Origin of the sequence: Pseudomonas sp. 008, from assembly GCF_016861935.1 — a bacterium.
Classification (GTDB): domain Bacteria; phylum Pseudomonadota; class Gammaproteobacteria; order Pseudomonadales; family Pseudomonadaceae; genus Aquipseudomonas.
On record NZ_BOMA01000009.1, the window covers coordinates 261,283 to 274,411 of the forward strand.

Consider the following 13,129-nt stretch of genomic DNA (forward strand, 5'->3'; position numbering starts at 1 on the left):
AGAGTGAGGCATGCGCAGATCCAACCGAGGTTTTACCCTGATCGAAATCATGATCGTGATTGCGATCATTGGGATCGTCATCACCATTGGCTATCCGAGCCTCACCGAGTACGTAAAAAAGGGCCGCCGTACTGAAGTCGCCGGGTTGCTTTCCGAGCAGGCGCAGATCCTCGAGCGTTTCTATTCGAAGAATAATGTCTACACCAATGCCACTGGCCTCAGCGCTGGCAATGATTTCTACACCATCACCCCGACCCTGACCGATCAGACCTTCCTGCTGACGGCAACACGCAAGGCCGGTTCGACCATGGCCAGCGACAAGTGCGGTGATTTCACTCTCACCAATACCGGTGTCAGGAGTATGGTCAATGCCGCGTCCGGCCTGGCCACCAAGGATTGCTGGGGTCGCTGAGTTCCTTTTTCGGGCGCCTTTTGCGCTCTCTGTCTATTGAACGGTTGGATCAGAACATGAGCAGTCAACAGCAAGTGGTGATTGTCGGTGGCGGGGTGATTGGCCTGCTGACGGCGTTCAATCTCGCGTCCGAAGTGCAGAGCGTGGTGCTGCTGGACCGCTCGAACGTCGGTCAGGAATCTTCCTGGGCCGGTGGCGGGATCGTTTCACCGCTCTACCCATGGCGCTACAGCCCTGCGGTCACTGCACTGGCTCATTGGTCCCAGGATTTTTATCCACAGCTGGCCCAGCGTTTGTTCGCTGCCACCGGTGTCGATCCTGAAGTGCACACCACCGGGTTGTATTGGCTGGACCTGGATGACGAGGCCGAAGCACTCGCCTGGGCCGAACGGGAGAACCGTCCGCTGCGGGCTGTGGATATCTCTGCGGCCCACGATGCAGTGCCGGTATTGGGCGCCGGTTTTTCGCGGGCGATCTACATGGCCGATGTGGCCAATGTGCGTAATCCACGGCTGGTGAAGTCCCTCAAGGCCGCCTTGCTGGCGTTGCCGAACGTGACGATCCATGAACAATGCGAGGTCAGCGAATTTATCCGGGAGGGTTCTGTGGTGGTCGGGGTACAGACCTCGATGGGGGCCATTCGGGGTGATGAGGTGGTTTTGACAGCGGGGGCCTGGAGCGGTGACTTGCTGAAAAAGCTGGGCCTGGAGCTGCCGGTCGAACCGGTCAAGGGACAGATGATTCTCTACAAGTGCGCAGCGGACTTCCTTCCGAGCATGGTCCTGGCCAAGGGGCGTTATGCCATTCCCCGGCGCGATGGGCACATCCTGGTCGGCAGTACGCTGGAGCATGAGGGCTTCGACAAGACGCCAACCGACACGGCGCTGGAAAGCCTGAAGGCATCGGCGGTGGAGTTGATTCCGGCATTGGCGGATGCCGAGGTGGTGGGGCATTGGGCGGGGTTGCGGCCGGGGTCGCCTGAAGGAATTCCTTATATCGGTCGGGTGCCGGGATATGACGGGCTCTGGCTCAACTGCGGGCATTACCGTAACGGGCTGGTGCTGGCGCCGGCGTCGTGTCAGTTGTTTGCCGATGTGATGCTGGGGCGGGCGCCGATTATTGACCCTGCGCCGTATGTGCCAGCCGGACGAATCTGACAGAAGAGCTGTTAACGGTTCAATCCAGCCCCAATTTCTTCAGCCTGTAACGCATCGACCGAAATGACAGATTCAATCGCTGGGCCGCCGCCGTGCGGTTCCAGCGGGTTTCTTCCAGGGCCTGGAGGATGAGTTTGCGTTCGACGTTTTCCAGATAGGCTTCCAGATTGTCGATCTGTGTCAGGTCTGGCACGCCGCCGTCCGGATTGCAGTTGCCTTCCGCCAGGCGCAGGTCGCTGGCTTCGATCTGTTTGTTCTCGCACAAGGTGTGAGCCCGTTCGAGCATGTTCTCCAATTCCCGCACGTTTCCAGGAAAGCGATAGTTTTTCAGCGCTTCGAGGGCTTGTGGGTGGAGTTTTGCGGGGGGCTGGCCAGTGCTGGCCGCCAGTCGCTTGAGCATATTGTTGGCCAGAAGCTCAATGTCGTCGCGGCGTTCGCGCAAGGACGGTACTCGCAGCTCGATCACGTTCAGGCGGTAGTACAGGTCCTGGCGAAAGCGTTCGGCGGCGACTTCGGCATCGAGGTCTTTGTGAGTGGCGCAGAGGATGCGCACATCGACCACGGTTTCCTGCTGGCCACCGATGCTGCGAACGGCTTTCTCCTGTATGGCCCGCAGCAGTTTGACCTGCATTGCCAGCGGTAGGTCAGCCACTTCGTCGAGGAACAAAGTACCGCCATGGGCAGCCTGGAACAGCCCAGGCTTGTCTTCGATGGCGCCGCTGAAACTGCCTTTGCGATGGCCGAAAAACTCGCTTTCCATCAATTCCGACGGGATTGCCCCACAGTTCACCGGGACGAACGGTCGGCTGGCGCGCGGGCCTTGGTCGTGGATAAGTCGAGCGACCAGTTCCTTGCCGCTACCGGACTCGCCACTGATGTAGACCGGGGCTTGGCTGCGGGCCAGTTTGTCGATTTGTTTGCGCAGGTTGCGCATTGGCAGCGAGTCGCCCAGCAGCCGACGGTCGATGGCGCTGCTGGCGCCGCCTGGCGCTGGCAAGCTCAGGGCGCTGATGACCAGCTCACGCAGGCGGGTGAGGTCGACCGGTTTGGTCAGAAAGTCGAAGGCGCCGGCCTTGAGGGCATTTATAGCGGTCTCCAGGCTGCCGTAGGCGGTGATCATCGCCACCGGCACTTGCGCATAGCGCTGCTGGATGTGTTGTACCAGCGCCAGTCCGGTGCCGTCAGGCAGGCGCATGTCAGTCAGGCACAGGTCGAACGTATCCTGTGCCAGCAGCGCCTGCGCTTCTGCGAGGTTGCGTGCGCTGAAGGTGTCGAGTTTCATCCGTCCCAGGGTGATTTCCAGGAGTTCGCGGATATCCGGCTCGTCGTCGACGATGAGGATTTTTTGCCGTGGGCTCGTGTTCAACTTTGTTTCCGTCCGTGAGCAAAGGTGATGCGAAAGCAGCCGCCGCCTTGGCGTGATTTGAAGTCTAGGCGGGCTTGATTGCTTTCGCACAGCTCACGGGACAGATAAAGCCCCAGGCCAGTACCCTGGCTGCTGGTGGTGAAGAACGGTTCGAACAAGTGCGTGCGCTGCTCCGGCTCGACGCCGGGGCCATCATCGAGCACTTCAAGGGTCGGCAACTGGCTGTCCGGGTCGATAAACAACTCAAGCCAGGCCTGTGCCTGATCATGCTTGAGGGCGCTATGGCGCCAGGCATTGCGCAACAGGTTATCGAGAATCTGGGTCAGCTGATTCGGATCCATCAGGGTTTTGAAGTTTCCCAAGCCGATGCGCAGGTGAATCTGCTGATGTTCTTTCGAGCCCTCGCGGGTTTCGGCGACGAAATGCTCCAGCCACGGCTTCAAATCGAGCCGTTGCGGCACGGTTTGCTGACGACGGGATAGTTGCAGGACGTTTTCGATTACCCGATTCATGCGCTGAGAGTGGTTTTGAATAATCTGCGTCAGACGCCGGTCCGCACCGTTCAGTTCCTCGGATTCCTGCAGTAACTGCGCGGCATGACTAATGGCGCCCAGTGGATTGCGGATCTCATGGGCAATCCCGGCGGTCAGGCGACCTAGGGCGGCGAGTTTCAGTTGTTGGGCCTGTTGGGCGATTTGGGCGAGGTCTTCGAGAAAAACCAGCGTCTGGTGGTGCGGGCTTTGGTCCAGGGCAATGAAGCTTGGTTGCAGCTCGAGGCCGTTGCTGGCGATCTGCAGGCTTTGCGGGCGCAATGTTGGATTGTTGAGCCACAGTTGGAGCCGCTCGACCAACGGCATCGAGTAATCGTCGATCAACTGGCCGTCCAGTTTTTCCTGCCCCAGCAAGGTCAAGGCGCTGTGATTGGCCAGTTGCACCCGCCGCTGGTTGTCGAGCACCAGAATGCCCGTGCGCATGCGTTGCAGGATCAGTGCGTTGAGGGCTTCGAGACCGAGCACTTCACTGGCCCGCTGTTCGGCCAGGGTTTCACTGACCTCCAGTCGTCGGGTCAAGCCCTGCACCAGCAGCGCCGCGGCAAAACACAGGGCGCCGAGGGTGCCGATTTGCAGGTAATCACTGGGGCTGGCGGGGTGGTTGAAGCTCAGGATGAAGCTAAAACCCACGATGCCAAGGGCACCGACCGCTGCGATCAGCAGACCGATACGCCCGCGCAGCAAGGTATTGCTGATGGCCACTGAGACGATCAGCAAATTGCCGATGGCGCTGGCCATGCCGCCTGCGGCATAGAACAAGCCGCACAGCAGCAGGACATCGACCAGCGCCAGGCCGAACAGCTGCGCGGGGCGCTGGGTGTTCCCCAGAAAGACCACCAGCAGGATATTCAGCACCAGGTACAACCAGCTGCCGTTGCGCAGCAGGTCGTCATTGGCGAACTTCAGCAACTGGTTGTCCATGTTGCTGGAGATCAACAGCACCAGGGTGATGCCGACGCTTAAGCGGTAGAGGTGATAGAGGCGCAGCAGTCGCTGGGCCTGTTTGTTGCTTGGGCTGGGCGTCTCAGCGATCACTGGGGCCCGGGCCTTGCTCAAGGTGAGCCTGGCTGCAATACCACTGTTGTTCGAGTTTCAACGCGCGGTCGCGGGGCAGGTGTACGCCGCAATGAGCACAGCGAACCATGGGCGGAGCATCTTGCTCGCGCGGCATATTGGCGACCGACGTCGGGCCCTTGAACTTGCGCCAGAACCATACGGCAGCGGCAATCAGGGCGATCCAGAACAATAGACGAAGCATGGTGAGCTGCTTTTTGATTAATGAATTGGCAGTTTAGCCAAGGACGGGTCAAGCGCACAGCGCAATACACTCACCCTAAAGTCCGGCAATAAAAAAGGCGCCTCGAAAGGCGCCTTCCCGGTACAACATCCCCGCGTCAGTCGAACAGACCGAAGGTCATGTGACTGAACCAGGAACGGTCGGTGTTGCTGGACTCGGGTTCCGGTTCTTCGATCACATCGCCGTTTTCATCTTTAGGCTTGAGCTCGTTCGGAATCGCGTCCTTGGCATCCTGGAACTGCTTCTGCACGTCCTGGTTGGCGCGGGTTTCGCCCGGCGGCAGTGGCGGACGGGATTCGATCAGGCCCAGGGTGGCCTTGCTCAGCCACGAACGATTGTCGGCTTCGGCTACCGATGGCACGAACTGACCGTCCACCAGGCTCGGGTGGTTCGGGTAGTTGAGTTTCAGGGTTTCGAGGCTGGTCGCAGCCAGTTCGTCCAGGTGCAGACGCTGGTAGGCTTCGGTCATCACCGCCAGGCCGTCGCCGACCGATGGGGTTTCCTGGAAGTTTTCCACTACATAACGGCCACGGTTGGCGGCGGCAACGTAGGCCTGACGGGTCAGGTAGTAGTCGGCAACGTGGATTTCATAGGCCGCCAGCAGGTTGCGCAGGTAAATCATGCGCTGCTTGGCGTCCGGCGCGTAGCGGCTGTTCGGGTAGCGGCTGGTCAGCTGGGCGAACTCGTTGTAGGAGTCGCGGGCAGCGCCCGGGTCACGCTTGGTCATGTCCAGTGGCAGGAAGCGCGCCAGCAGGCCGACGTCCTGGTCAAAAGAGGTCAGACCCTTGAGGTAGTAGGCGTAATCGACGTTCGGGTGCTGCGGGTGCAGACGAATGAATCGCTCGGCGGCGGACTTCGCAGCCTCAGGCTCGGAGTTCTTGTAGTTGGCGTAGATGAGCTCGAGTTGAGCCTGATCGGCATAGCGACCGAACGGATAACGCGACTCCAGGGCCTTCAGCTTGGCTGTGGCGGCGGTGTAGCTATTGTTGTCCAGATCGTGCTGAGCCTGCTGGTACAGCTCGACTTCGCTCAGGTTTTCGTCTACGACTTCCTTCGATGAGCAAGCAGCGGTCAATGCGAGGATGGCGATCAGCAGCAGGTGTTTCACTTGCATGGCGGCTTGCGTCCCTATGACGGCCGCTGTCTTGGGCGGGGCCGTCCTGTTATGATGAGTGCCCCGTTGAAAAGCCTCGGGGCAAAAGACGCCGTATTTAACCACAAGCGCGCAGCCGAAACCAAAGGCTGTGCCGACGCCTAGTCTGAGCATGTCCGATAAAATTGAACTTCGCGCAGAGGTGCCGTCCGAATTGGGCGGCCAACGCCTCGATCAAGTCGCCGCACAATTATTCGCTGAGCACTCGCGCTCGCGCCTTTCCGCCTGGATCAAAGACGGCCGCCTGACTGTGGATGGGGCGGTTATCCGCCCGCGAGACATCGTTCACGGTGGCGCCATTCTTGAACTGACTGCCGAGCAGGAAGCTCAGGGCGAATGGATCGCTCAAGACATTGAGCTGGACATCGTCTATGAAGACGACGACATCCTGGTGATCAACAAGCCTGCGGGCCTGGTGGTGCATCCGGCCGCTGGTCACGCCGACGGCACCTTGCTCAACGCCTTGCTGCACCACGTGCCGGACATCATCAATGTGCCCCGCGCCGGTATCGTGCATCGCCTGGACAAGGACACCACCGGTCTGATGGTGGTGGCCAAGACCATTCAGGCGCAGACACAGCTGGTCACTCAATTGCAGAGCCGCAGCGTCAGCCGGATCTACGAGTGCATCGTAATCGGTGTGGTGACGGCCGGCGGCAAGATCAATGCACCGATCGGTCGTCACGGCCAGCAGCGCCAGCGCATGGCGGTGATGGAAGGTGGCAAGCAAGCCGTCAGTCACTACCGCGTGCTCGAGCGTTTCCGCTCCCACACTCATGTGCGAGTGAAGCTGGAAACCGGTCGTACGCACCAGATTCGCGTGCACATGGCGCACATCAACTACCCGTTGGTCGGAGATCCTGCCTACGGCGGTCGTTTCCGTATTCCACCGGCCGCCAGCGTGACCATGGTCGAATCCCTGAAGAATTTCCCGCGTCAGGCGCTGCATGCGCGGTTCCTGGAGCTGGATCATCCGACCACCGGTAAACGAATGAGCTGGGAGTCGCCACTGCCGGATGACTTCGTCTGGTTGCTGTCGCTGCTCAAGCAAGACCGCGAGGCGTTCATCGGATGACCTGGTTGACGCCTGACTGGCCCGCGCCGGCCAGCGTCAAAGCCTGCGTTACCACCCGTGCGGGCGGCGTCAGTCTGGCGCCGTTCGACAGCCTCAACCTGGGCGATCATGTCGACGACAGCCCTGAAGCTGTCGCCGAAAACCGCCGTCGCCTCACCGATCGTTTCTCGATTCAACCGGCCTGGTTGCAACAGGTTCACGGCATTGTCGTGGCCCAAGCGGACCCAAGCCTGGTAGCCACTGCCGACGCCAGCTGGACGGCAACACCCGGTATCGCTTGCACAGCGATGACCGCCGACTGCCTTCCTGCGCTGTTTTGCGACCGTGCCGGCACCCGCGTCGCTGCCGCTCATGCCGGTTGGCGCGGGCTGGCGGCGGGTGTGCTGGAAGCAACCCTCGACAGTCTGGCTGTACCGCCCGAAGACGTACTGGTCTGGCTTGGCCCGGCCATTGGCCCTCAAGCCTTTGAAGTCGGCCCGGAAGTGCGCGAAACCTTCGTCCAGCAATTGCCTGAAACCGCTAACGCCTTTGTGCCGAGCCACAATGCTGGCAAATTCATGGCTGATATCTATGAGCTGGCGCGTTTGCGTCTGGCCGCTCGCGGTGTCACCGCTGTTTATGGCGGTGGTTTCTGCACAGTGACCGATCCACGTTTCTTTTCTTACCGCCGCAGTCCTCGCACCGGCCGGTTTGCCTCTCTGATCTGGCTCGAACGCTAGACTTCTCTGATCTGCATCAACTCCACGACGCTTGAATCTCCCAGAATCGACCACATCTATAGCGGTATCTGGCAGGTTTCTTTATTCGGGATGTTTATAGGTCCGGCCTGCTCAAAAGGAAGGTGAACCCATGCGTATAGACCGTTTAACCAGCAAGCTACAGTTAGCCTTGTCCGACGCCCAGTCCCTGGCTGTCGGCCTCGATCATCCGGCCATTGAACCGGCGCATTTGATGCAGGCCATGCTTGAACAGCAGGGTGGTTCGATCAAACCCCTGCTGATGCAGGTGGGTTTCGACGTCAACAGCCTGCGTAAAGAACTGACCAAAGCGCTCGATCAGCTGCCGAAAATCCAGAACCCGACCGGCGACGTGAACATGTCGCAGGATCTGGCACGCCTGCTCAACCAGGCCGATCGCCTGGCCCAGCAGAAGGGTGACCAATTCATCTCCAGCGAACTGGTGCTACTCGCCGCGATGGACGAGAACAGCAAGCTCGGCAAATTGCTGCTCGGCCAGGGAGTGAGCAAAAAGGCGCTGGAAAACGCGATCAACAATCTGCGCGGCGGTGAGGCGGTCAATGACGCCAACCAGGAAGAATCACGCCAGGCGCTGGATAAATACACCATCGACCTGACCAAGCGCGCCGAAGAGGGCAAGCTCGATCCGGTGATCGGCCGTGACGATGAAATTCGCCGCACCATTCAGGTTCTGCAACGCCGCACCAAGAACAACCCGGTGCTGATCGGTGAACCTGGCGTGGGTAAAACCGCCATCGCCGAAGGCCTGGCTCAGCGCATCATCAACGGTGAGGTGCCGGACGGTCTCAAAGGTAGGCGCCTTTTGTCCCTGGACATGGGGGCATTGATTGCCGGTGCCAAATACCGCGGCGAGTTCGAAGAACGCCTCAAGTCCCTGCTCAACGAACTGTCGAAGCAGGAAGGGCAGATCATTCTGTTCATCGACGAATTGCACACCATGGTCGGCGCGGGCAAGGGCGAAGGCTCGATGGATGCGGGCAACATGCTCAAACCGGCATTGGCTCGCGGTGAGCTGCATTGCGTCGGTGCGACCACGCTCAACGAGTATCGCCAATATATAGAGAAGGACGCGGCCCTCGAGCGGCGTTTCCAGAAGGTCTTGGTGGACGAGCCGAGCGAAGAAGACACCATCGCCATCCTGCGTGGTCTGAAAGAGCGCTACGAAGTTCACCACAAGGTGGCAATCACTGACGGTGCAATCATCGCCGCGGCCAAGCTCAGTCATCGCTACATCACTGACCGCCAGTTGCCGGACAAGGCGATCGACCTGATCGACGAAGCCGCCAGCCGCATCCGCATGGAAATCGACTCCAAGCCGGAAGTGCTGGACCGTCTGGAACGTCGCCTGATTCAGCTGAAGGTGGAGTCCCAGGCGCTGAAGAAAGAAAGCGACGACGCGGCGAAGAAACGTCTGGAAAAGCTGCAGGAAGAAATCGCCCGTCACGAGCGTGAGTATTCGGACCTCGAAGAAATCTGGAACTCGGAAAAAGCCGAGGTCCAGGGTTCGGCGCAAATCCAGCAGAAAATCGAACAGTCCCGTCAGGAACTGGAAGCCGCACGCCGTAAAGGCGACCTGAACCGCATGGCCGAGCTGCAATACGGGGTGATCCCGGACCTGGAGCGCAGCCTGCAAATGGTCGACCAGCACGGCAAAAGCGAAAACCAGTTGTTGCGCAGCAAGGTGACTGAAGAAGAGATCGCTGAAGTCGTGTCGAAGTGGACCGGCATCCCAGTGGCGAAAATGCTCGAGGGCGAGCGCGAAAAACTGATGAAGATGGAAAGCCTGTTGCACCAACGTGTGATCGGTCAGGACGAAGCAGTGATCGCCGTCTCCAACGCAGTGCGGCGTTCCCGTGCGGGGTTGTCCGATCCGAATCGCCCGAGCGGTTCGTTCATGTTCCTCGGCCCGACCGGTGTCGGTAAAACCGAGTTGTGCAAGGCGTTAGCCGAGTTCCTCTTTGATACTGAAGAGGCGATGGTACGGATCGACATGTCTGAGTTCATGGAGAAACATTCCGTGGCTCGTCTGATCGGCGCGCCACCAGGCTACGTGGGCTATGAGGAGGGCGGTTACCTGACCGAGGCGGTGCGTCGCAAGCCTTACTCGGTGATCCTCCTGGATGAGGTCGAGAAGGCCCACCCGGATGTGTTCAACATCTTGCTGCAAGTGCTCGAAGATGGCCGTTTGACCGACAGCCATGGCCGCACGGTGGATTTCAAAAATACCGTGATCGTCATGACCTCCAACCTGGGCTCGGTACAGATCCAGGAACTGATAGGCGATCGCGAAGCGCAGCGTGCAGCGGTGATGGATGCGATTTCCACGCACTTCCGGCCGGAGTTCATCAACCGGGTCGACGAAGTGGTGATCTTCGAGCCGCTGGCTCGGGATCAGATCGCGGGCATTACCGAGATCCAGTTGGGTCGCCTGCGTAGCCGTCTGACCGAGCGCGAGCTGAAGCTTGAGCTGAGTCCGGAAGCGATGGATAAGCTGATCGCCGTCGGTTACGACCCGGTCTATGGCGCACGGCCGCTCAAACGGGCGATCCAGCGCTGGATCGAGAACCCGCTGGCACAGCTGATTCTATCGGGTCGTTTCATGCCCGGAGAGACCGCCAAAGGTGTGGTGGAGCACGACGAAATCGTCTTTGCCTGATCCTCGGTGGCAACAAAATGAAAGAGGCCTCGCATTGCGAGGCCTTTTTTTCGATAGGCTGTTGAACTCAAAGGAAAATGCTTGTAAAGTGCGCCCCGCAGTAAGTCACCCCGAAAGGGTTTCTGCTCCCCAAGCAGGAATCTGAAATAAGTTGCAAATCATTAACTTGAAAGCAATTTAGGGGGTTGACAGAGGTGCTTAAGATTGTAGAATAGCGCGCCTCAGACACACGAACGCAGCGATGCGAACGGGTCGAAGAGGTGAAGCAAGCTTCACAGTTGTAAATTGAAATATGTAGTTCCGTGATAGCTCAGTCGGTAGAGCAAATGACTGTTAATCATTGGGTCCCAGGTTCGAGTCCTGGTCACGGAGCCAATTTCAAACCGGGGTATAGCGCAGTCCGGTAGCGCGCCTGCTTTGGGAGCAGGATGTCAGGAGTTCGAATCCCCTTACCCCGACCATTTTTGGGTCGTTAGCTCAGTTGGTAGAGCAGTTGGCTTTTAACCAATTGGTCGTAGGTTCGAATCCCACACGACCCACCATTTTTGAAACCAGTTAACGCTGGGATCGAATCTTAAGATCAGACGCCAAAAGCTCTGTTCGCAGAAGGCGCCTTTCAAAGGTGCCTTTTTTTTACCGGGGTATAGCGCAGTCCGGTAGCGCGCCTGCTTTGGGAGCAGGATGTCAGGAGTTCGAATCCCCTTACCCCGACCATATTAAAAATCCTCGTATCGAAAGATACGGGGATTTTTTTTGCCTCGAACAAATGCAGATTGCTTCCAGTGCAACCGAAGCGCAGGGCAGGGCCGGTGCTTTCGGTAAATCCGCCAGACAAAAAAAGCCCTGCTCATCGGTGGAAAAGCAGGGCTTGGCTCTTCAGGGCTAAGTCTTCGCAGACTCAGCTGTTGTCTTTCAGGTGCTCGAACAAGCCTTTTGGCATTTGTTTGCCATTGGCTTCGTAGTTGGCTTTCACGTTATCGAAAGCCTCTTGCTCCGAGATTTGACCATCGTGGTTGGTGTCGATCTTGTCGAAGTCTGCCTTGGGCGCCACTGTCAGGAACTCCGCACGGGACACCTGACCATCGCCATCAGTGTCGGTCTTGGCCATCGAGGCATCGCCGCACTTGCCTTCGCCACATTTGCCTTCTGGGGTTTTTACCGAAGTTTCGGCGGAGGCGACCATGTAGCCCTGGGTCAGTGGCTGTGCGGCAAATACGGAACCGGACAACATCAGGCCGCCGGCCAGGACAGCGCCGAGCAGGCCAACGGTGTTTTTGCTGAGAGTAGTGGTACGGGACATTACAAATCTCCTGGGTTGCACGACACAACCGTTCGATAAAGGACGCCACGCAAGTGCGGCGATGTCCGAAGCAGGCGATGCCTTGCTCGGGTGTGGCCATTTAGCGGGCGCGGTGTATCGCTACTGTGTCGCGCAAGGAGGGAGTTTGTAAGCGAAGGGGTGAAATCGTGGGGGAGATACAGTGAGACACAGAAGTGTTCACAGGTTAGACCGAGGCACCTGCATCGCGGGCAAGCCACGCTTGTATGCTGGTACTTGAAGGGAGGAGGAGGGACAAGGCTCGATTCTGACTGTTGGCGCAGTACAGATCCGTGGGAGATTTCGCCCCTCCTCCTTTCACCCAAGCGCCGATAAAGAATGCATCTGGCTAGACCGACGATAGGAACAAGCCTGCGCCTCTGGGTGAGCCCTTCAAGTGCTCAAAACCATATCTCGGGGGGTGTTCAATGGCAATGTCGGTTTCTGTTTCCAAGCCAATCGTGGGCGTGGATGTCGCCAAAGATGAACTGGTGATCTACCAGACCGAACTGGATCTGCTGGAGACGCTTCCCAATAACAAGCCAGCCATCAAGAAATGGCTGAAAGCCTTGCCGGCACCGGTCGACGTAGCAATTGAGTCGACCAATATCTATCACTTGGAATTCGCCGATCTGGCCCATGATGCCGGCTGCACGATTTACATGGTCGGTGGCTATGAACTAAGCCACTACCGCAAAGGTGTGAAGGTTCGCGCCAAAACCGACGCGCTGGATGCAAAGCTGCTCGCCCGTTATCTGAAAAACGAATATGAAGAGCTTCACCCATGGACTCCACCATCGCCGCTGTATCGTCAGCTCTTGAGCCTTTTCCGCCGGCGCGCCGCGCTGGTTCAGGCACGAGTTGGCCTGGTACAGAGCTGGGCAAATGAGCCGCTGCTCAAAACCGCTTTTGCCGAGCAAATAGCCTCAATGCAGAGGCTTGAAGTGCTGGTCGAGAAGATGATCAACGACCTCCTTAAAGAGGCCGGTTTACTTGCCCATCTAAGGCGCTGCATGAAAGTTGAAGGCATAGGCTTTTTGACTGGAGCTCGCCTGATCGCGGCGTTTCAACGGGGCGAGTTTAAAAACGCTGACGCATTCATCGCTTTTTTGGGGATGGATTTACGGGTTTCACAGTCGGGACAGAAGGACGGTCGCCGCAGTCTGACAAAACGAGGTGATCCGGAGGCGCGCCGACTTTTGCACAATGCAGCCATGTCGGCCAGCCGAACAGCAACCTGGAAAGGTTTTTATGAAGAGCAACGAGCTAAAGGGTTCAGCACCACTCAGGCACTGGTGATTCTGGCCCGTAAACTTGCTCGGGTCGTATTCGCACTACTGAAGGGGCAGAGCGAATACCAGCCGAAAGCGAGTTGAGGGTTTCCCC

The 13,129-nt window shown here is 58.5% G+C and carries 11 protein-coding genes and 4 tRNA genes; 10 read left to right on the forward strand and 5 right to left on the reverse strand.

Annotated features, from left to right (window positions below; all coding sequences use genetic code 11):
* Positions 1 to 10 precede the first annotated feature (10 nt).
* Positions 11 to 412: a type IV pilin protein gene (locus JUI81_RS19945; protein WP_019581258.1), complete on the forward strand. Its 402-nt coding sequence runs from the start codon at positions 11 to 13 to the stop codon at positions 410 to 412.
* A gap of 56 nt (positions 413 to 468) precedes the next feature.
* The gene (thiO, locus tag JUI81_RS19950) at positions 469 to 1,569 is read left to right on the forward strand and encodes a glycine oxidase ThiO (RefSeq protein ID WP_204124868.1); all 1,101 of its coding nucleotides are present in this window, start codon (positions 469 to 471) and stop codon (positions 1,567 to 1,569) included.
* A gap of 19 nt (positions 1,570 to 1,588) precedes the next feature.
* Here thiO and JUI81_RS19955 read toward each other — a convergent pair whose 3' ends face one another.
* From JUI81_RS19955 to JUI81_RS19970, 4 genes are all read right to left on the reverse strand, one after another.
* Positions 1,589 to 2,935 (reverse strand): sigma-54 dependent transcriptional regulator, encoded by a 1,347-nt coding sequence (locus JUI81_RS19955; RefSeq protein WP_019581256.1) that lies wholly within the window; start codon positions 2,933 to 2,935, stop codon positions 1,589 to 1,591.
* Complete coding sequence (locus tag JUI81_RS19960; protein ID WP_096479530.1) at positions 2,932 to 4,521, reverse strand: PAS domain-containing sensor histidine kinase; 1,590 nt, start codon at positions 4,519 to 4,521, stop codon at positions 2,932 to 2,934. Before JUI81_RS19960 ends, JUI81_RS19955 begins: the two co-directional genes overlap by 4 nt.
* Positions 4,511 to 4,744 carry a PP0621 family protein gene (locus tag JUI81_RS19965; protein WP_019581254.1) on the reverse strand — a complete coding sequence of 78 codons (234 nt, stop codon included), beginning with the start codon at positions 4,742 to 4,744 and terminating at the stop codon, positions 4,511 to 4,513. Before JUI81_RS19965 ends, JUI81_RS19960 begins: the two co-directional genes overlap by 11 nt.
* A gap of 136 nt (positions 4,745 to 4,880) precedes the next feature.
* The gene (locus JUI81_RS19970) at positions 4,881 to 5,897 is read right to left on the reverse strand and encodes an outer membrane protein assembly factor BamD (protein ID WP_018925899.1); all 1,017 of its coding nucleotides are present in this window, start codon (positions 5,895 to 5,897) and stop codon (positions 4,881 to 4,883) included.
* Between the two features lie 151 nt (positions 5,898 to 6,048).
* On the opposite strand from JUI81_RS19970, the gene rluD reads away from it, so the two are divergent.
* From rluD to JUI81_RS20005, 7 genes are all read left to right on the forward strand, one after another.
* Positions 6,049 to 7,011, forward strand: coding sequence for a 23S rRNA pseudouridine(1911/1915/1917) synthase RluD (gene rluD / locus JUI81_RS19975; protein ID WP_007901932.1), 963 nt, complete (start codon positions 6,049 to 6,051; stop codon positions 7,009 to 7,011).
* On the forward strand, positions 7,008 to 7,730 hold the full coding sequence (pgeF, locus tag JUI81_RS19980; RefSeq protein ID WP_204124869.1) for a peptidoglycan editing factor PgeF: 723 nt from the start codon (positions 7,008 to 7,010) through the stop codon (positions 7,728 to 7,730). Before rluD ends, pgeF begins: the two co-directional genes overlap by 4 nt.
* Before the next feature lie 130 nt (positions 7,731 to 7,860).
* Positions 7,861 to 10,425, forward strand: coding sequence for an ATP-dependent chaperone ClpB (gene clpB, locus JUI81_RS19985; protein ID WP_019581252.1), 2,565 nt, complete (start codon positions 7,861 to 7,863; stop codon positions 10,423 to 10,425).
* 299 nt (positions 10,426 to 10,724) lie between these two features.
* Positions 10,725 to 10,800 (forward strand) — tRNA-Asn (locus JUI81_RS19990).
* Positions 10,801 to 10,809: 9 nt separating this feature from the next.
* A tRNA-Pro gene (locus tag JUI81_RS19995) sits at positions 10,810 to 10,886 on the forward strand.
* A gap of 5 nt (positions 10,887 to 10,891) precedes the next feature.
* Positions 10,892 to 10,967, forward strand: a tRNA-Lys gene (locus tag JUI81_RS20000).
* Between the two features lie 95 nt (positions 10,968 to 11,062).
* Positions 11,063 to 11,139 (forward strand) — tRNA-Pro (locus tag JUI81_RS20005).
* A 184-nt stretch (positions 11,140 to 11,323) separates the two neighbouring features.
* Here JUI81_RS20005 and JUI81_RS20010 read toward each other — a convergent pair.
* Positions 11,324 to 11,725 carry an EF-hand domain-containing protein gene (locus JUI81_RS20010; RefSeq protein ID WP_204124870.1) on the reverse strand — a complete coding sequence of 134 codons (402 nt, stop codon included), beginning with the start codon at positions 11,723 to 11,725 and terminating at the stop codon, positions 11,324 to 11,326.
* 446 nt (positions 11,726 to 12,171) lie between these two features.
* On the opposite strand from JUI81_RS20010, the gene JUI81_RS20015 reads away from it, so the two are divergent.
* Positions 12,172 to 13,119, forward strand: coding sequence for a transposase (locus JUI81_RS20015; RefSeq protein ID WP_204124871.1), 948 nt, complete (start codon positions 12,172 to 12,174; stop codon positions 13,117 to 13,119).
* Positions 13,120 to 13,129: the final 10 nt, after the last annotated feature.